This is a genomic window from Saccharothrix espanaensis DSM 44229 (genome assembly GCF_000328705.1).
Lineage (GTDB): Bacteria > Actinomycetota > Actinomycetes > Mycobacteriales > Pseudonocardiaceae > Actinosynnema > Actinosynnema espanaense.
Genome location: NC_019673.1, coordinates 2,065,019 through 2,083,168 on the forward strand (window position 1 = coordinate 2,065,019; position 18,150 = coordinate 2,083,168).

At 68.0% G+C, this 18,150-nt stretch carries 16 protein-coding genes and 3 pseudogenes; 11 read left to right on the forward strand and 8 right to left on the reverse strand.

Annotation, left to right across the window (positions count from 1 at the left end):
• Window positions 1–27: 27 nt before the first annotated feature.
• A complete protein-coding gene (locus tag BN6_RS09785; RefSeq protein ID WP_015099424.1) occupies window positions 28–1,257 on the forward strand; it encodes an FAD-binding protein in 1,230 nt (409 codons plus the stop codon).
• 53 nt (window positions 1,258–1,310) lie between these two features.
• Entirely contained in the window at window positions 1,311–1,733 is a 423-nt protein-coding gene (locus tag BN6_RS45445) for a DUF6355 family natural product biosynthesis protein (RefSeq protein WP_148302795.1), read from the forward strand.
• Window positions 1,734–1,858: 125 nt separating this feature from the next.
• On the opposite strand, the gene BN6_RS09790 is transcribed toward BN6_RS45445, so the two are convergent.
• The 4 genes from BN6_RS09790 to BN6_RS09805 all read right to left on the reverse strand — a co-directional run bounded on the left by BN6_RS09790 (window position 1,859) and on the right by BN6_RS09805 (window position 4,398).
• Window positions 1,859–2,269 (reverse strand): Imm1 family immunity protein, encoded by a 411-nt coding sequence (locus BN6_RS09790; protein WP_015099426.1) that lies wholly within the window; start codon window positions 2,267–2,269, stop codon window positions 1,859–1,861.
• A complete protein-coding gene (locus BN6_RS41700; protein ID WP_158509357.1) occupies window positions 2,257–3,009 on the reverse strand; it encodes a DddA-like double-stranded DNA deaminase toxin in 753 nt (250 codons plus the stop codon). The genes BN6_RS09790 and BN6_RS41700 overlap by 13 nt, the downstream gene beginning before the upstream one ends.
• A 241-nt stretch (window positions 3,010–3,250) precedes the next feature.
• Window positions 3,251–3,472, reverse strand: coding sequence for a DUF397 domain-containing protein (locus BN6_RS09800; RefSeq protein ID WP_015099428.1), 222 nt, complete (start codon window positions 3,470–3,472; stop codon window positions 3,251–3,253).
• 26 nt (window positions 3,473–3,498) lie between these two features.
• Window positions 3,499–4,398 carry a helix-turn-helix domain-containing protein gene (locus BN6_RS09805; protein WP_015099429.1) on the reverse strand — a complete coding sequence of 300 codons (900 nt, stop codon included), beginning with the start codon at window positions 4,396–4,398 and terminating at the stop codon, window positions 3,499–3,501.
• 971 nt (window positions 4,399–5,369) lie between these two features.
• Here BN6_RS09805 and BN6_RS09815 point away from each other — a divergent pair.
• The 6 genes from BN6_RS09815 (at window position 5,370) to BN6_RS09845 (ending at window position 10,671) form a co-directional block, all read left to right on the forward strand.
• Window positions 5,370–6,362, forward strand: coding sequence for a hypothetical protein (locus BN6_RS09815; RefSeq protein ID WP_015099431.1), 993 nt, complete (start codon window positions 5,370–5,372; stop codon window positions 6,360–6,362).
• Window positions 6,359–6,859 carry a hypothetical protein gene (locus BN6_RS09820; RefSeq protein ID WP_015099432.1) on the forward strand — a complete coding sequence of 167 codons (501 nt, stop codon included), beginning with the start codon at window positions 6,359–6,361 and terminating at the stop codon, window positions 6,857–6,859. The genes BN6_RS09815 and BN6_RS09820 overlap by 4 nt, the downstream gene beginning before the upstream one ends.
• A 200-nt stretch (window positions 6,860–7,059) precedes the next feature.
• Window positions 7,060–7,692: an RNA polymerase sigma factor gene (locus tag BN6_RS09825; protein WP_015099433.1), complete on the forward strand. Its 633-nt coding sequence runs from the start codon at window positions 7,060–7,062 to the stop codon at window positions 7,690–7,692.
• Window positions 7,693–8,176: 484 nt separating this feature from the next.
• A complete protein-coding gene (locus BN6_RS09835) occupies window positions 8,177–9,421 on the forward strand; it encodes a helix-turn-helix transcriptional regulator (RefSeq protein WP_015099435.1) in 1,245 nt (414 codons plus the stop codon).
• Complete coding sequence (gene ribD, locus BN6_RS41705; RefSeq protein ID WP_015099436.1) at window positions 9,418–10,332, forward strand: bifunctional diaminohydroxyphosphoribosylaminopyrimidine deaminase/5-amino-6-(5-phosphoribosylamino)uracil reductase RibD; 915 nt, start codon at window positions 9,418–9,420, stop codon at window positions 10,330–10,332. The genes BN6_RS09835 and ribD overlap by 4 nt, the downstream gene beginning before the upstream one ends.
• A gap of 108 nt (window positions 10,333–10,440) precedes the next feature.
• Window positions 10,441–10,671: a hypothetical protein gene (locus tag BN6_RS09845; protein WP_015099437.1), complete on the forward strand. Its 231-nt coding sequence runs from the start codon at window positions 10,441–10,443 to the stop codon at window positions 10,669–10,671.
• Between the two features lie 289 nt (window positions 10,672–10,960).
• Here BN6_RS09845 and BN6_RS09850 read toward each other — a convergent pair whose 3' ends face one another.
• Window positions 10,961–12,280: a UvrD-helicase domain-containing protein gene (locus BN6_RS09850; RefSeq protein WP_015099438.1), complete on the reverse strand. Its 1,320-nt coding sequence runs from the start codon at window positions 12,278–12,280 to the stop codon at window positions 10,961–10,963.
• Between the two features lie 140 nt (window positions 12,281–12,420).
• Window positions 12,421–13,833 (reverse strand): annotated as a pseudogene (locus BN6_RS48480) (ISL3 family transposase); the annotation flags it as partial.
• A gap of 250 nt (window positions 13,834–14,083) precedes the next feature.
• Between BN6_RS48480 and BN6_RS09860 the strand changes: the two are divergent.
• Window positions 14,084–14,560: a transposase family protein gene (locus BN6_RS09860; protein WP_269454351.1), complete on the forward strand. Its 477-nt coding sequence runs from the start codon at window positions 14,084–14,086 to the stop codon at window positions 14,558–14,560.
• Here the strand turns inward: BN6_RS09860 and BN6_RS48485 are convergent.
• Window positions 14,551–15,134, reverse strand: a pseudogene (locus BN6_RS48485) (transposase); the annotation flags it as partial. The gene BN6_RS09860 and the pseudogene BN6_RS48485 sit on opposite strands and share 10 nt — an antisense overlap.
• Between BN6_RS48485 and BN6_RS49940 the strand changes: the two are divergent.
• Window positions 15,026–16,040: pseudogene (locus BN6_RS49940) on the forward strand (transposase); the annotation flags it as partial. The pseudogenes BN6_RS48485 and BN6_RS49940 overlap by 109 nt on opposite strands.
• A 252-nt stretch (window positions 16,041–16,292) precedes the next feature.
• A complete protein-coding gene (locus tag BN6_RS49945; protein WP_197540312.1) occupies window positions 16,293–17,225 on the forward strand; it encodes a pentapeptide repeat-containing protein in 933 nt (310 codons plus the stop codon).
• Window positions 17,226–17,513: 288 nt separating this feature from the next.
• Here the strand turns inward: BN6_RS49945 and BN6_RS09880 are convergent, their stop codons facing one another.
• On the reverse strand, window positions 17,514–18,143 hold the full coding sequence (locus BN6_RS09880) for a hypothetical protein (protein ID WP_148302797.1): 630 nt from the start codon (window positions 18,141–18,143) through the stop codon (window positions 17,514–17,516).
• Window positions 18,144–18,150 lie beyond the last annotated feature (7 nt).

Here is an 18,150-nt window from a genome sequence, read left to right on the forward strand (position 1 = left end):
GCCGCCCAGGCAATGGAAGGACCATCCATGCCCGACCCCCTCGCCCCGTTCCCGCCTGTACGGGGCGTGATCTCCACCGAGGAACACGATCTGCGGTGGGCGTCGACCGACTTCGGCAGAGCCGTCCACCACCGACCGCTGGCGGTTCTACGGCCCGACTCCGTCGACGACATCGCCGCAGTGCAGCGCTACGCCACCACCCACCAGCTCCCGCTCGTCCCACGCGCCGAAGGCCACTCCACGTCCGGCCAAGCCCAGGCATCCGGCGGGATCGTCGTGGACATGACCGGCCTGGACACCGTCCACCGCATCGGCTCCGACCACCTCGTGGTCGACGCGGGCGCCCGGTGGAGCGAGGTCTTGGCGGCCACGATCCCGCACGGCCTGACTCCGCCGGTCCTGACCGACTACCTGGAGCTGTCCGTAGGCGGAACCCTGTCGGTCGGCGGTATAGGCGGTACCAGCCACCGTCACGGTGCGCAGACCGACAATGTTCTGGCGCTGGACGTCCTCGCCCCGGACGGCACCCGCCACACTTGCTCGCCCACCACGAACCCCTTGCTGTTCGACGCGGTTCGAGCCGGCCGGGGCCGCCAAGGCGTCATTCTCACCGCGACCCTGCGCCTGATTCGCGCCCACACCCACGCCACCGTCCACCGACTGCGCTACGACAACCTGACCGACTTCCTCGCCGACCAACGCACCCTCATGAACGAACAACGGTTCGACTACCTCGAAGGCCAAGCCCAGCCAACCGAAACCGGCCCCTGGGCCCTGCTCATCGAAGCCGCCACCTTCCACTCCTCACCAGACCAACCCGACCGGGCACTCCACGGCCTGCGTCACCACGACGCCGACATCAACACCGTGCCCTACCTGAACTTCCTCGACCGCCTCGCCGAATCCGTCGCGCTCCTACGCAGGATCGGCCCCTGGCAGGACCCGCACCCCTGGCTCAACCTCCTGCTACCCGACAGCGACACCGAGAACATCGTCACCACAGCCCTGGCCACCACCACACCCGAACTGGTCGGGGACAGCGGTCTGGCCCTGCTCTACCCCCTGCCACGAGCCCGGTTCACCACCCCGAAACTCCGCCTGCCGCAGAGCACGACCAGCTTTCTGTTCTCCCTGTTGCGCGCCGCACCACCCGCCTCTCCCGCCACCCTCGCCCGGATGGTCGACCACAACCACCGCCTGACCACGGTCGCGACCGCCGCCGGAGGCGTCGCCTACCTGGGCGACCTCGACACCTGACCGGCGCGGCTATTCCGTATTCGTTCCCATTCGAATACGGCAACCCCCTGTCGATGGCGTGGCATGTGACCAATGCTCGGAATCGCCACATCGCACCAAGCGATACCGATCACCTCGGAGGCGATTCCGTGCGTATCTCCACGCCACTTCGTGCTGCCCTCGTCACCCTCGCGACTACCGCCGGCCTCGGCCTGGCACCGGACGCGTCAGCCCAGTCAGCGTGCGGCTTCCACCACGTCAACCCAACCCACAACAACGGCGCCGTCTCCCGCTACGACCACTGCGCCGGCTCGTTCATCCTCATCCGAGTCGACACCAGTTCCGGCTACCGCTTCGGCAAGTGCGTCAGCCCGTGGGGATCCGTGCCCTTTTACCCGCGCGAAGGCGTCACCAACGCCTACTACGTTCCCGTGGCCCCGAACACCATGGACGTTGACGGTCGCCGGGTGTGTCGACTGGAACAGCCTGCGGTGTAACCGATACTCGGCGAACTACGAGTGCCCGGCGACGACGTCGCCGGGCACTCGTCAGAGCGGAGCTGCCGAGGTGGCGCGGCACGCTCCGCTCAGCAGGACTGGTCTGCCCCTCGAACAGTGCGAGCTCAGCTTGTGGGTCGGAGGTGGGGGTGGTCGGGCGGGATGAGACCGTCGTGGTCGAGGTAGGCCGTCAACACCGTGATGACCGTCTCGCGCGGCACGACCTGCCAGGCCGGGACCTCTTGAGTGTTGGCCATGTAGTCGAACAAGATGTCCCCGGTGGCGTCGGGGTCACCAACGGTGGCCCGTGGCGGGTTGCCCAGTTCCTGGACGAAGCCTCGGTCCTCCCCGATGCCGACGTAAAGCATCGGCAGCCCGTAGGGGTCCTCGGCCACGGTGATCTCGGCAATCGACGGCACCGGGCCGCCGGTCAGTCGGGTCACCCTGTCGACCAGTTCGGCCAGCTCCGCGTGGGTGGTGATCTCCAGCGGCGTGCTGCCGGTCTCGTGGTCGAAGATCGCGCTCAACGTTGCCACGGTGGTCGTAGCCCTCCCCGGATCGTCTGCTCGTACCCGCCAGAACCGTAGACCGTCAGTGTGGATCCCTCGGGCAGGATCAACCCCACCAGGGTCTCGCACCCGAACCGGCCGGCGCAGGGCCGGTTATTGATCACTACCGCGGCGTGCCGGACGCCTGTGTCGCGCATGTGCATCGCCAGCTTCGTCTCGACATGGGACACAGCGATGGGCACACCTGGCTGCGGCAGCGGCAGTGTCTGGAGGAATTCGCCGGCATCGGTGGCTTCCGGCCCGTTCCCGCTCACGATGGACCGGACCACGCCGTCCGGGCCGACCCAGCGGCCGTGGGTCTTCTGCCCGATGCCACCGACCACCGTCGGCGGCAGGTCCCCACGCAGTTCCTCGACCTTCTCCGGAAGAAGCGACGAGGGCGGATCGGTGGCTGGTGCGGAAGGCGTCGCCTGCGCGGATGGCGTTCGACTGGACGCCGGAGGAGTCGTGGGCGGATGCTCGCCGAGCAGTCCGGCCAAGAACGACTCGGTGTGGCCGACGGCCCTGTCCAGAACCTTGAGCTGGTCCTTGACGCCTCTGACGACATCCGCCAACGTCGCCAAGAGCGCGTCCTTCTCGCCGGTCGAATCGCCCTCCAAGGCAACGGCCAGCAGGGCTTGGGCGTCCTCGACGAGGTTCAGCGTGGCGTTGAGGGCCTCTTCGCACTCGCGCGCCTTCGCCTGGGCGTTGACCACAGCCTCGGCCACGGCCCTCAGAGACGCCACCAACACCCCCGGTGCCTCAATCCGTCGTGCGATCACCATGCCGTATCGGCGACCGAGGCGGGCGGACCATTGGTGCGTCGAGCCGACCGACGCGCCTGCGGTACGCCCGGTACGCGCGTGTTGTGAGCGCGACGGTGCCCCCGTCCGCTGGCCAGGACGGGGGCACCGATCAGTTCCCGCTGGGTGCGGCCGCACGTGCTTTGCCGCTGAACCCAGCGGGATGTCAGATCAGGTCGTCGAACTCTCCGGCCTTGACGCCCAGGACGAAGGCGCGCAGCTCGCCCTGGGTGTAGTGGACCACTGGACTGGCATCACCCAACGTGGAGTTGCGGACCGCCACACCACCGTTCGGCAGCTCCGCGATCTCCACGCATTCACCGCCGTTGCCCTCCCCGGTGCTGAACGAGGACTTGCGCCACTTCAGAGGGGGCTTGTTCGTGCTCATCGCTCTGTTCTCCTAGCTGGACTGGGCTACCGCCCCGGTCCGGACTCGAAGCTGTCCGCCGCCTCCAGTATCAGTGCCAGGGACTCCTGCAAGTCCAGCGCGGCGACCTTGCGCCGATCCCACGCGACCCGGTAAGGCTCAGTTGCCGTCCGATCGCGGTAGAACGACTCGATGTTCAGCGCCTGCACCACGTCGCCGGCCGGGCCGTTCGCGAACCGCAACAGGTTGAAGCTGGAGCCCATCGCCGGGTAGGCACCCGCGGCGATGGGCTGCACCTGGATCTCGACGTTCGGGAGCGCGCACGCGTCGGCCAGGTGCAGAAGTTGTTCACGCATGACCGTGGGGCCGCCGATGGGCAGGCGCAGCGCGAACTCGTGCAGGATCGCCCGGATCATCGGCGGGTTGTTCCGGGTCACGATCCGTTGCCGGGCCTGACGAAGACCTACCAGCTCGTCGACGCGAGTACTGGACAAGAGGTCGCCGTTGCGCCGCCACAGTTCACGCATGTACGCCTCGGTCTGGAAGTAGGCCGGAACGAGGTCGGAGGACACCGCCATCACCTCGACCGCATCCCGTTCCAGCTCCAGGAACGCTCTGGCCTTGACCGGGACAAACATCGGGAACTCGCCGTGCTTGGTCTTGGCGCGGGCCTCTTTCGCCAGCTCCAGCAGCATCGCCAACTCCTCGTCGGCGATCCCGTAGGCCCTGGCAAGGGTCTCGATCTCGTTCCGCTTCCACTTGTAGGTGCCGGCCTCTTTGCGTGACAGCGTCGGCCCGGTGATGTCGATCAGCGCTGCGGCGTCGTCACGGTCGATGCCCGCTTCCTTGCGGAACCCGCGCATCGCGGCACCGAGCTGGCGGCGCTGGCTGATCGCGCTCTCGGTGTGGCCGTTCATCGCCACGGCGGTCCTCTCTGTTCGGTCCACGGCACGCGCCTCCAGCGCGTGCTTACCGCGCGTGTACTCCGCACGCTACTGGTTTCACCCGTTTGATTCGCGGCTAAAAAGGCACGTGCGTGTTCTACTGGTCGCAGCGCTGTAGCGCACACCACAGACTCTCATGCTCGCGGCGGCCCGGTTGGGGTGCTTGCTTGCAAGATCGCCACCCGGCGAGGAGGTGCGACATCGTCATGCTCAAATGCGTTCCCAACAGGCTTTTTGTGCGTGTTTCGGGCAACGGGTTGTCCGTGGCGGCCGGTGAGTGTCGGCGTTCGGGTGGGGATGGGTTCAGGCTCCGTAGCTGGGCAGGGTCCCGCTGGTGCATATGGCACGTGCCTTTTTTGGAAGCGGTTGCCGGGTACGGATGGGGCATGGCCAGGTGCGCTCGAAGACGGCACCAAGATCGACTGTTCACGCTCGCGTTCAACGCGGCTCGCGATGGTTCGCGCGGGGAGGCATTCGCGCCCGGGCTCTGCCCGGCCTCCCGTCGACGCGCCATTGCTCCCTGGATGGCCTGCATCGCCCCGCGCCGGCAGTGGTGCAGGCCATCCCCTTACGTGAGGAGGTGCGCCATGGCCGTCGTCATTGACCTGCCCTTCGGCGATCTCGCCGCCGAAGGGCCGGACGGTTCGGAACCTGACGCGACGCTGGTCGATCCAGCCTGGACCGCCGCGCGTGACCGCCTGGTCGCGTCACTGCGAGGTACTTCACTACCTGTCTACAGCGGGTCTGCGCGGGTCGCGCGATGCGCTGGGAGGCTGCCATGACCGGGCAGATGCTCCTGCTGAAGCTCGCTTGGGCCGGCGGGTCGGTGCCTGATCGGGCCGCGACGTGACGGCCTCTCCTGAGGAACCACCAGGCCGTGACGAGCGTGACCGGCGTGTCTCGGTGTGGAGCCATCCGGACATGGCGGCTGGCGTGTTTCGCCGACTGGTGCACCGCGTCGCCGAGGACGGGACGTGGATCCGGTTGAAAGGTTTGACGTTCTGGGTCGCGGACTGCGGTGCGATGGCCATTCCGACTACGCGCCCGTGCTCGGACTGGACGTGGTGCGCAGCGTGCTGGGCGGGACTCTCGCCGGCAATCGAGATCATGAAGGGACTAAAAGCGTTGGACGAGCCCATCGGCGACGAGCGCTCGGCGACGACGACCGGCGCAAGGTTCGCGTCGTGAAGGCGGGGCGCCCTGGGATCCGGGTGATGAGCGGCGAGTTGTACACCGCCGTGCAGACGTGGACGCGCGATCCGGACCACAGCGTCATCCTGATCGGAACGTGCCATGTCGGCGAGCTCGACTACTACGACACTGTCGAGTGCATTGTGGCTTCGCACCCAGAGGCGACCGTCCACTACGGATTTCAGGTGCGGGAGAGCCCACCACCGTCGATGACAGCGGTCGAGCGGTGGCGGTTGACCGCGTCCAGGGCAGGAGTCGGGGCGCTGGGCAGGCGATGGGCAGCCGAGATGGTCGGCCTGGCCAGCCGGAATGGCCTCTTTGTGGGTAAGGACTGGCGCAACGTCGACCTGGCCGAGTTGGACGTGCTGCGGTTGGCTCAACCGTCTTGGTGGACCGTGCCAGGTATGAGGGTTGAAGTCGGACTCGCTCCGGAGCCGACTGACCGCCGATTCTGCTTTCTGGCGAGGATGTTGCGATGCCTCTTGATGCAGGGCATGAGGTGGGAGCACCTGGCGGGGCGGGGTGCGATTTGGGGCTGGCGCGACGCGCACGCGACGACTCGCGTTCTGCGAGCGGTGCACAACGGTCCAGTAGTGCTGATCTGGGACGCAGGACGCCTGTCCCACGTGGGAGACCTGCTCTCGCGCAATGACTTTCGCCTGAACAGAACCCAGTGGGTGCAGGCAGTTCGCAGGGAACCGGACGCCGGGCTACTTGCCCGGCGGCGTGCGGACAACGAAGAGAACGACTTGAACGAGAACGAGGTTAGGTCATGACACAAGATGAAAAGATCGAGTCCAGCGTGCGCTTGTCCGTGCCGGCTGGCACACGGGTCGCGCTGCAAGGCTCGACCCAGGGACGCGTGTACCTGATGATCGGTGACGAGTACGAGGTGTCGCTGGACGCATCTCATGTCCGCGAGCTGCTGGCTCAGGGGTGCACGGCGCTGGGAGATTCGGCGACCGTTTTGGCCGCTGAGGAGGCAGTGAGTGACGCGTGGGAAGCCGGCGCGCAGGCTCGTACCGCTGCCAGGCAGGCGCGTGAGCATGGAAAGGCGGCGCGACGGGTAGGGGCGGCCGTTGAGGCGGACCAGGTAGAGGACGCGGCCCGCGTGGCAGAGGATGCCGCGAACTGCGCCAGGAATGCTGTGCGGGCGGCGTTCGAGCTGATCGACTCGGCTGACCTTGCCGCTGCGGACGTCCGCGCCGCAGGAGAAGCAGCTCGTGTCGCCGCAGCCAGCGGCGAAGGTGGGCCGGCCCTGCAACCGGCCTGAACCACGGTTTGAGGTCGAAGCCGAGCCGGACAACGACGGCTAGCTCTCGACAAGGCGCACGGTGGCCCTGGCCCGCCGGGGCCACCGTGCGCAGGAAGTCCACCGTCGCGACCAGCGCCGCCCAGGGCAGACATATCGCAGCGGGGTGGAGTTCGAAAGCTGTTTGTCACAACGCGTTTCGGGACCAAGGTGCGAGGTGCATGGTGAACGATCGCAACGAAGAACAGGAAGTGTCCCTGTTGCTGGCGGTTCAGTCGGGCCAGGTCTCCGCCTATGGCCGACTCTACGAGCGCCATGCAGCCGCAGCTCGGCTCCAGGCAGGACGATTCTCACTGTCCACTTTCGACATCGATGACTTGGTGTCCGATGCCTTCACGAGGGTCTTCGCCGCACTCCGGGTAGGCCGAGGGCCGACCTCGAACTTTCGCGCTTACTTGCTCACCACCTTGCGGCACGCCGCCTACACCAAGAGTCGCCAGGACCGCCGGATCAGGCTGGTCGAGGACATGGCGGACGTCTTCGACGGCCGGGATTCCGCAGACAGCGCCGAGACCGTCGTGTTGGCGGCAGTGGAAGCCGCGCAGTTGGCGAAGGTGTTCGTGAAGCTCTCCGATCGTTGGCGGATGGCGCTGTGGAGGACCGAGGTCGAGGGCCGTAAACCAGCGGACATCGCCCGGAAGATGGGGCTGAGCGCCAACGGGGCCGCCGCGCTCGTGAGTCGTGCGCGAGCAGGCTTGCGCCGTGCGTACCTCGGGGAACACCAGATCGAGTCGCTCGGGAATCGTAGGTCCGGCGTTGTGGCGCACCGCCAGGTCAGTTCAACGGTTGCGTAGAACCGCACGTCCGTGCTATTCCGGCAACTCTCGGTGGACATCGACACCGTCGACTCCGTGGAGTCGGGCCTCAGCCCTCCGGCCGATTAGGTCGCCCAACTCAATCACCTCGCGGCTCAGATCGCGTTCGATGTTGTGTAGCGGCACCGTGTACTCCGTGGTGCACAACGGATCTGCTTCGTCCATCAGACGTGCGCAGTACCGTCCGAGCAGGGTGTTGGCCCGTGTGATCCTGGCGATGAACTCCAGTTCGGCCCTGTTCACCGCTCTGAGCCGTGTTCGCCGCCCCACCGCGAAAACGACCCTGACCGGCTGTCGGTTCCGATGCCTTCGCTCTCCGGCACGAACGCCTCCTCACGTGACACCGCGGGTTCGGTTGCCGGGACATGCGATCAGGACCAGCTATGATTACGGAAGGATGCAACTCGACTACCAGGAGTTTTGACCCTGTGTTCTGGGACGAGGGCAGGGCGGAGTGAATCCCATGAGCGATGTTGACGAACCCCCTGGTGAAGGGCTGCCCGAGGCGGCCCGGCTGGCACGCACGATCAAGGCCCTCCGCGAAGAAGCCGGCCTGAGTCAGCCGAAGTTGGGCGCGGCCATCGGCTACACGCGTCAGTACGTGTCCCTGGCGGAACGCCTCGGACAGAACCTCCCGTCGTTCGAGTTGGTGAAGTCGATCGACAACGTGCTGCGCGCGGACGGCGCGCTGATCGCGTTGCGGCAGTTGGCCAAGCGGGAGCGACAGGCACTCCGAGCCGGTTCGACGGCCACATCCGAGCCAGCACCCGCGAGCCGTGCTCGGGTCTCGTCGTGCTCGCCGCACGGATCAGCTTTTGCCCACCTCCCGGACTTGGCGGACCACCTGAGCGAGCAGTGGCACCTGCTGGTGAAGACCGACAACCTGTTCGGCCCGAGGTTCGCCCTGGGGCCTGTGCACAGCCACCTTCGTCTGGTCACGGAAGCGATGAGTGCCGCGCGGGGTGCGGTCAGGCGGGACCTGGTCCGGCTGGCCGCTCGCTACGCCGAATCTGCGGCGTGGCTGCACGAAGACGCCGACGAGGACGAGTCGGCCCGGTACTGGACGGACCGCGCGATGGAATGGGCGCACGAGTCGGACGACCGGCTGATGCTGTCCTGGACCCTGTTCCGGTCCAGTCAACAGGCGGGAGCCGCGTCGGATGCCGCAAGGGCCCTCGGGCTCGCTCAGGCCGCGCGACGGGACGAAGAGGTCCTCACCGCGCCGATGAGGGCTGCGATCGCGCAACAGGAAGCGCATGGGCACGCGTTGGACGGCGACGAGGCTGCGGCCCAGCGGAAGTTGGACGAGGCGCACGAGTGGGCCGCGTCGGACAGCGTCGGGGAAGCACGGGACGGCCATGGCTCGTTCTGCACGCCCGCCTATCTGGAGTTGCAGCGCGCGGCGTGCTGGTTGGCCGCCGGAAGGCCGGACCGCGCCGTCCGGGTGTACGAGGAGACCTTGCCGACGTTGCCGTCCGCGTACCGGCGTGACCGGGGCTTGGCGCTGAGCCGGTTCGCCACCGCAGCGGCACGGGTCGACGAACCTGAGTACGCGGTGCACCTGGCAGAGCAGGCGTTGGACATCGCGCGCAGCGCGGGCTCGGCCCGCACGGAGAAAATCCTGCGCACCGTGGTGGACCTGCTCGCGCCGCGGCGTTCGATTCCGGCGGTGGCCGCGTTTTCCAACCGGTTGGATGGTGGGCTTTGATCGCTTCGGAGATCGAGTCCGCCGCGATGCGGCGTGCGATCGCCCTGTCCGCGTTCGGCTTGGGCCGCACGAGCCCGAACCCTCCGGTCGGATGTGTCGTCCTCGACCGGGAGGGCCGGGTGGTCGGCGAGGGCTACCACGAACGCAAGGGTGAGCCGCACGCCGAGGTCAACGCGCTCGCGGCGGCGGGGGATCGTGCCCGGGGCGGGATCGCGGTGGTCACGTTGGAGCCGTGCAACCACCACGGCCGGACCCCGCCGTGCCGCCAGGCGCTGCTCGACGCCGGTATCGCCCGGACCGTGATCGCCCTGATCGACCCGACTTCACGGGAAGAGGGTGGTGCGGCGCGGTTGCGGGCGGCCGGGGTCGACGTCGAGGTCGGGGTGCTCGCCGACGAGGCACGGGTGGTTCTTGGGCCGTGGCTGTACTCGTTGGGCACCCGTCGACCACAGGTGACCTGGGCGTACCGCGTCGGCCCGGACGGACGGATCCGGGCCCTGACCGATGCCCAGGTGGACGCCTTGTCCGGGGCGGTGGATGTGGTGCTCCGCGGTGACGGCCACGTGGTCGAAGGCGTCCCCGGTGGTCACGGCACCGACGCCTTCCACCTTCCCTCCCTTCGAGCTGGAGTTCCGCTCGACGACCTGTGCGACGCGCTCTACGACGGTGGGGCGCGGTCCGTGCTCCTCGCATCGGAGCGTGAATACGCGGAGAACTTCCTCCGCACAGGTCTGGTCAGGGAAGCAGTGGTCCTGGTGAGCTCGAACGGACCGTCGAGCACTCCCTCGGGGGAAGGGGCGTCCGTACTGCCGCCGGGATTCACCCTGCGCGACGTGTCCAGAATCGGTGACGACCTCCGGCTCGACGCCCGACCGCAGGAACAGGGTCAAATCACCGACTCGGGGGTTTGACTCCTGCCCAGGCCCCTCGGCGAGGTGTTCGGATCGAGCAGTGCGGGTCTCAACAGCACAGCGAGCCGGCACCGAGTGTCCACCGAGGACTATTGAGGGGCTTGGGTCGTGCCGAACGCGATCAGACTGCGCATCGCCACCTTCGCCAATGCGTCACTGCTGGCGGGCTACTCGTCGGACTACGCGCTGGCGAAGGCCATGAACCTGAACCGGTCGACCGTCGCACGAGTGCGCAACGGCGAACTCCAACCCGGCTCCGCCTTCATCGCCGGTGCGCTGGTGGCCCTGAAGCCGATGCAGTTCGAGGACCTTTTCGACGTCGTATACGAAGCCCTGTGACTGGTAGGGCCAGCACTACCCATGCCGCTCTCGGTAACCCTATGGACATCGTCGGAGCACTCTGAGAGAGCACCGCGCCGCCAGCGGAGGACCCTATCGGCCCTTTGCGTCCTCCCGATGGCCGGAAATGGAGAGGTCGAAGCCGCCAGGGGAATACTCCGACCACTCCATCGGCTTCGACTGGGTGAGTCGGGCGGAGCGGCCCGTCCGTTGCGGCCAAGCCGGTGTCGGTCGACTCGCGGGCAGCTTCAGGGTGCCGATGACCTCTGCGAGGAGGTGATGGGGCTTGTCAGATGTCGACGTCCTCGCCGTGGGGTGGCACTGGACGAGGCTTGGTCGCAGAGGCGAGGTCGACAGACACGTTGTTGTCCTTGAGATGGGCGGCGACTTGGTCGTGTACCGGTGTGGGTAGTGCGAGGGCGAGGAGGCGGCGGGCACGTGTAGCGGCGACGTACAGCACATGGAGGCTTTCGGACGTGGTCTCGTCGTGTATGCCGGAAATCCAAGCTTTGACCAGGGCGTCGGTGCGTTTGGTCCTCTTGTCCGGCGGCAGGATGACGAGGACGGCATCGGCTTCCTCGCCTTTGACCTGCTGGACTATCGAGACTCGGGTACTGGTGGTGGATCCGGCAGGTGCTCCTCCGGCTGCCTGGCGTGCGGTCATGGATTTCGTCGCCGTTGTTGCGCGCAAGCTGCCGGTTTTGTCGGCGCGTCGGGTAATGCCCGGTCCCGGCGGGTGGCTCTTGAGCAGCTTGTTGACAGCGAGGCACCACTCCCCGAAGGTCCCGTCGTCCACGTTGGGCAAGGTCGCAGAGAGCTTCGAGGCCACCCTGCGGAGTTCCGTGCGGTCGACGCCGAGCTGATCGCAGAGGCTGACGGTGCTCTTGCCGTCGGTGCGGGAGTACCAGTAGCCCAGCAGGCAGCGTTCGAGGGTGTCATGGGCGGTGTCGCGCTGACGAGCGGTGTGGTGCGGAGATGTGAGGATCGTGGCAGCCCATGCGATGCGAACTGCCGCGTTCTCGGGCAGGGCGGCTGTGGACGCGGCCTGCTTCGGAAGGCTTGTGGCCGCGTGGGCGAGGATGAGGCGTTTGCTGGCCGGGATGCCCATTGCGTCGGCCCGTTCGGTGAAGGCCGTGACACTGCGGTCGGAGGAGTCCTCGTCTGTGCGAATCAGGAGGATGCCGGCGGGCTCGTCGTGGTGTGGTCCGATGGGGTCGTCCGGGGGCCGCGTGAGGCTGGTGGGTCGAAGCGTCGCTGCCAGGTTGCAGATGGCACCGCTGCTGCGCCAGTTCCCCGTGAGGTCTATGCGAGAGCCGAGTTCCGCGCCGAAGCGTCGCACCTCGTCGGGTTGCGCACCCCTGAACTCGTAGATCGCTTGATCGGGATCGCAGACGAACACCATCGGTACGCCTGCTTGGCGGAGCGTGGTGAGGATCGCCAGGTCGAGTTGCGAGCAGTCCTGGGCCTCGTCGACGACCAGCTCATCAAACCGTGTGGACACCGTCGAGGGCACCTGGTCACCGCGGGTGGCGAACGCGTGCATCGCCATGATGCGGATCTCGTGGCCGGTGACGTACCCCTGGTCTGTGAGACTCTTGCGCGCCTTCACCGCAGCGCGTCCCGCCTCGCCGAGCAGACCGTCAGCCTGCAACGAGTTGTAGGCAGCGAAGTTGCGGGAACGTTGAAGCCCCACTTCGCACGACGTCGCGGACGCGTCCCGGCTGAACTGGAAGTCGCCGAGACGCAGGCCGTAACGGCAGCGTCCACAGCGGACCGGTCGATCTCGAGACCGTTGGTGAGGCTGCGCAGGTGCGGTAGATCGACGGTGCGGGCTGCGGCGATCCAGTCGGTGAGTTTCGCGTCGTTGCCCACGGCCGGTGTCAGCAGGGCGGCGAAGCCGCGCACCAGGCTGGCGAGTGCGGTCATCTCCGGGCAAGCCGCGGTGATCTTCTCCATCAGGGTCGTGTCCTTCGGGCGCAGGTTGTCTGGGTTGGTGAGCAGGAGTCGGCTGGTGTGACGGGTAGTGGCGACGGGGCGGTCGCCTTCGGCACGGCCTTAGTTAGGTAGCGGACCAGGAGGTTGGCGCTGCCGGTGTAGCCAATTCCCGGAAATCCGCGAGCAGTTGGGTGACGGGACCGCGGGATCGGCCGCGCGGCGGGCACGCAGATGGTCGCGATAGGGATCGACGAGGGTCGGGCGGTAGGTGGGGGGCGATGCTTAAGGTTTGGGGTTCGGGCATGCGGGCGTAGCGTTTGACGGTGTTCAGGGCCACTCCGAGTCGGCGTGAGCAGTCGAGTAAACCGACGCCTTGGCCGAGCAGATCGTGGATCTTGTTCCAGCGTTCGTGGGTGGTCTGCTCGTGAACGCAGCCGGGGCGGGGCGGATTGGCGGTGGCCCAACATCCGGTGTGCGCGCGGACTTCGAACACGACCTTGTCGCAGAGATTGCGCCAGAGATGCCACCGGTCACTGACCTGCACCGCGTCGGGCAGGGCGCGGCGAATCGCTTCGGCGTAGGCGGTAGAGCCGTCCCGGCACACGACCTCGGCACCGGGATGTTCGCGCAGCCACGACTCCAGGGTGGCCGCGTCGCGGCCGGGCAGGACCGCGACACGTCGACCGGTTTGGGCATCGATGACGATCGTGGCGTAGTGGTGGCGGCGGCGCAGGGCGAAGTCGTCCACGCCGATCACCCGGGGACCTTCAGTTCGGGCAGCGGCAGGCACAGTAGACGGCGCAACGCGGTGCTGCGGGACACGGGCACGGCGAGGAGGTTGGTTAGGCGTGCGGTCGCCCGGCCGCATAATTCCTGTGCCACATGGGATATCTGCCGGACAAGCCGCACCGTGCGACGTTGGTGGCGCTCCAGCGGTCCGGAAACCTGCTCCCGGAAGGTCTGGCGTCGACAGCCCAGGGCTGGGCAGACCAGCCGCCGTACGCGCAGCTGGACGGCGGTTTGGCGGCCGTCGACCGGCACATCCTTCACTGTCCGGCGGTGGTAGCTGTGCACCTTCGCCGTGGTGGTTCCGCAGACCGGACACGGCACGGCCACGTCCCGAGTGCGGGCCGTGATCACCACCATGCCTCCGCTGTCCGCCACGTCCTGGACGACCAGCGCTGACAGTCCGGAAAACACTTTTCCCACAAGGGAGTCGACATCCATCACAAGATCGTGATCATGGCTCGCTACTCGACGTCACCACCGACTACGGGCCAGAGCCCAGTGTTCGGTTCTGTCGCTGATTGCGTGATCAACGAGCTCGGGTGACCGCCGGCGGGTGCTGAGGAGCCTGTGGTCATGGTCGGAGTGTGATCGTGACTGGTTGGACTATCTGCTGCCGCACCTTGCCGGTGTGCTGGTGGAGCGGGTCGAGCGGACCTCCTCGGGCGTGCGGGTCTGGGCGTGTACGAAGGTGCGGACCGCGTCTTGCCCGTCCTGCGGTGCGCGGTCGGGTCGGGTGCACAGCCGCTACGACCGGAAGCTGGACGACTCTCCGGTGGCAGGTTGGCCGGTGGTGCTGCGATTACGGGTGCGCCGGTTCTTCTGCGGTGACTCGGGCTGCGAGGTGGGGACGTTCGCCGGGCAGGTCGACGGTCTGACTGTCGGGCACGCGCGGCGCACCCTGTCGTCGCGCACCGCGTTGGAGCGCATCGGATTGGCAGTGGCGGGCCGGACCGGAGCACGCCTGGCTGCGGGACTCGGACTGCCGACCAGTCGAAGTACGCTGCTGCGGTTGGTACACGCCCGCCCCGATCCGCCGATCGGGGCGGTGGAGGTGCTCGGGGCCGACGAATACGCCCTGCGGCGTGGTCGCCGCTACGCGACCGTGCTGATCGACGCGGTCACCCACCGCCGGGTCGACGTGCTGCCCGACCGCAGGGCGGCGTAGCGGAAGCTGTTACGCAACAAATGTACGACGCAGGTCTGCACCACCGTGCGCGGCCACACGGTGGTGACCGCGTCCGGCAGCCCGGCCAGTCCGTCGCAGACAACCATCAACACGTCCCCGACACCGCGGTTGCGCAGCTCGGGGAGCACATGGAGCCAGTACTTCGCGCCTTCACCGCCGTCCCCGGCCCAGAGGCCGAGGATGTCCCGGTGACCTTCGACGGTCACCGCCATGGCCATGTAGACGGGCCGGTTGTGCCGCTCGACCATGCCCTCGACGACCTTGTCGGTAATCGTGGAAATGGTCTGCCGGGACACCTCGGCCCCGTAGACCTCCGCCAGATGCGCCGAGATCTCCCGGTGGTCAACCCCCTGGCGGACAACGAGACCACCATCTCGTCCACGCCGGCCAGCCGTTTCTGCCGCTTGGCCACGATCCGCGGCTCGAACTCCGCGTTGCGGTCCCGTGGCACATCGATCTCTACCGGACCGACATCGGTCAACACGGTCTTCGACCGGACGCCGTTGCGCGAGTTGCCGGTCCCGCGACCGGTCGGGTCGTGGCGGTCGTAGCCGGCTCTACGACGCGGTCAACAACGGCCGCATCGAGGTCGACCGGTTGCGCAACGCGCTGGCCGGGATGCCGTTACCGCGGGCGGCCGACGGCCGCCTGGTGCTCGCGGTCGACCTCCCACCATGGTTGCGACCGGACGGCGCGACCTGCCCGGACCGGTCGTTCTGCCACGTCTACGGGCGCGGCAAAGGTGAGCACCGCATGATCCCGGGATGGCCGTACTCGTTCGTGGCCGCGCTGGAGACCGGCGGCACGTCGTGGACCGCACTGCTGGACGCGGCCCGGTTGCCGCCCGGCGCGGACGTCGCCGCCGTGACCGTCGCCCAAATGCGCGGGGTGGTCGAACGACTGATCGCCGCCGGTCAGTGGAAGCAGGGCGATCCGGAGATCCTGGTGGTTCGACGCCGGCTACGACGCGCCCCGCATCGCCCATCTGCTCGGTGACCTGCCGGTGCGGGTGCTGGGACGGATGCGGTCGGACCGGGTGCTGCGCCGCCCGACCCCACCCCGGATCCACAATCCGCTGGGCGGACGCTTCCCCAAGCACGGCAGCGAGTTCGCCTTCGGCGACCCGACCAGCTGGGGCGCCGAAGACGTGCTGACCCGCACCGACACCCGCCTCTACGGCACCGCCACCGCACAAGCCTGGAACCGCCTGCACCCACGACTGACCCACCGCAACGCCTGGATCGACCACAGTGGACCACTTCCGATCATCGAAGGCACAGTCACCCGCCTGACCGTCGAACACCTGCCCAGCGGCGGGGTGAACAAACCGGTCTGGCTGTGGTGCTCCGGCACCGACGCCGACGCCGCCCAGGTCGACCGCCACCCGCAGATGTTCCTGCGGCGCTTCGACGTCGAACACACCTTCCGAATGCTCAAGCAGACCCTCGGCTGGACCCGGCCCCGGCTGCGTTCGCCCGAGGCCGCCGACCGCTGGACCTGGCTGATCCTCGCCGCCCACACTCAGCTCCGCCTGGCCCGCCCGCTGGTCGCCGACCTGCACCACCCCTGGGAACGCCCTGTCGAACCCGCCAGGCTCACCCCGGCCCGCGTCCGACGCGGGTTTCGCAACATCCACATAACCGGCTGCGGCCAGGCGACGCCGTCGGGCCCAGGCGGCGGTGCCAGCCGGATGTGGTGCAAGGCTTGCGGGATGAGCGCCTATCGCACCCCCCGTCTCCGGCGGGCACTGCCGTCCCCGCCGCCCAGGGTCGTCCGGCTGGCGCGTCTGCTCAACCCGGTCGACCGGAAACCGCGATCAATCCGGGGCCGGGCCTGGAATTGGACGGCGTTCGCGGCGGTGCTGGCCGCGCTGGCAGCCGGGGCAGGCGTGGTGTTCACCGGCCTGGCGTTGCAGGCCACCCGGGCGCAGAACGCGGTCACGGAGCAGGGCCAGTTGACCGACCGGTTCACCAAGGCCGTCGACCAGCTCGACCGGACCGGCCCGGACCATCTCCAGGCGCGGCTGGGCGGGATCTACGCGCTGGAACGACTGGCCCGCGACTCGCCCCGCGACCAGCCCACCGTGATCGCAGCCCTGTCCGCGTTCGTCCGCGGCACCGCGCCACGCCGGCCCGCTCCCGTTCCCTCCACCGCGCACACACCCACGCCTGCCAGCGGGTTCGAGCCCTGCGCGCAGCAGCCCGCGGTGGATGTCCAGGCCGCATTGACCGTTCTCGGTCGCCGCGCGACCGACCAGGACCAGCGCACCCGGATCAACCTGGCCGAGACTTGTCTGGCGCGCGCAAACCTCGCTCGCGCGGACCTCACCGGCGCGAACCTCGCCAACGCTGACCTCACCCTCGCTGACCTTGCTGGCGCGAACCTCGCCAACACCGACCTCTCCGCCGCGAAGCTCGCCAACGCGGACCTCGTTGACAGATACCGCAACGGCGCGGACCTCGCCGGGGCATACCTCGTCGACGCGAACCTCGCCGGCGCGAACCTCATCAACGCGGACCTCGCCCGCGCGGACCTCACCCGCGCGGACCTCACCCGCGCGGACCTCGCCCGCGCGGACCTCACCCGCGTGGACCTCACCCACGCGGACCTCACCGCCGCAAACCTCTCCGGCACTCGTCGGTGATGGCGAGCGGACACGGGCGGGCTGTATCGCCCGTAAAGCCACACCCCTGTGGCGAGCGCCGCCACCTGTGGGCGTCGGCCCTGCGGCACATCCCGAGCTCCGCGATGGAGCGGCGGATTTGGCGGCTGGTAGAGAACGACCGCGTGGCGGCACCCGCGACGTCGGCGGGCCTCACCCCACATGATCCATCGCCTCAGTGAGCAGCTTGGGGTGGCGTTGGTGATCACGTTGGTGCGGGTGACCTTCAGGATGCCGCGCCGCGCGCTCGGCCGGTAGCGGCCCGTGCGCTCATGGGATCGGCGGGTGCAACCGTTCGATCAGGGCGGTCGTGATCGTTTCGGCGGCTATCCAACCGTCCTGACCGATCGCCTCGTGCGGAAGGTCGATGGTGAGGAGGGGTTGGTGTCCGGTCAGGTCGATGTGGTCAATCGCGGGGTAGGCGCGTAGTTGCGGGGTGCCGGGGCGGATCGGTACGACGGCGTGGGCATTGTTGATGGTGATGTGGAGTCCGAGGACTTGTTCGTCGCCTTCGGCGGCGGGCTGGACCTGTACGTGTCCTACCTCTGCGCGCACACCCTCTCGGACGAGGAGTGCGGCGACGGCTCGGGTGAGTGTGTCGCTGACGGCGATGAACCGTGCCCGGCGGGTGATCTCGGTGAGCCGCTCGCTGTGGGTGACCGTGGCGGGCTGGCCGTTCTCGTCGTAGGCAATCACCGGCGCGGGGGTCAGGTGCAGGAAAGTCTCGTGTGCTTCCCGGTCCAGCCGGCCGGATCGACGATCGGCGTCTTCGGATCCACGAGGTAGGCGCTGCGCGGCGGTGGCGGCGGCAACTTCGGCGTCGTCACCGATCTGGAGTTCACCACCGTCGACACCAGGAACCTCTCCTTCACCACGTTCCTGCTCACCTGGCCGGAACACGACCTGC

Excerpts from the sequence above, each read along its gene's own strand:
- BN6_RS09785 (WP_015099424.1), top strand. The coding sequence starts at position 28 with ATGCCCGACCCCCTCGCCCCGTTCCCGCCTGTACGGGGCGTGATCTCC.
- BN6_RS09800 (WP_015099428.1), bottom strand. The coding sequence starts at position 3,472 with ATGAGCACGAACAAGCCCCCTCTGAAGTGGCGCAAGTCCTCGTTCAGC.
- BN6_RS09820 (WP_015099432.1), top strand. The coding sequence starts at position 6,359 with ATGACACAAGATGAAAAGATCGAGTCCAGCGTGCGCTTGTCCGTGCCG.
- BN6_RS09825 (WP_015099433.1), top strand. The coding sequence starts at position 7,060 with ATGGTGAACGATCGCAACGAAGAACAGGAAGTGTCCCTGTTGCTGGCG.
- BN6_RS49945 (WP_197540312.1), top strand. The coding sequence starts at position 16,293 with ATGAGCGCCTATCGCACCCCCCGTCTCCGGCGGGCACTGCCGTCCCCG.
- BN6_RS45445 (WP_148302795.1), top strand. The coding sequence starts at position 1,311 with ATGGCGTGGCATGTGACCAATGCTCGGAATCGCCACATCGCACCAAGC.
- BN6_RS09835 (WP_015099435.1), top strand. The coding sequence starts at position 8,177 with ATGAGCGATGTTGACGAACCCCCTGGTGAAGGGCTGCCCGAGGCGGCC.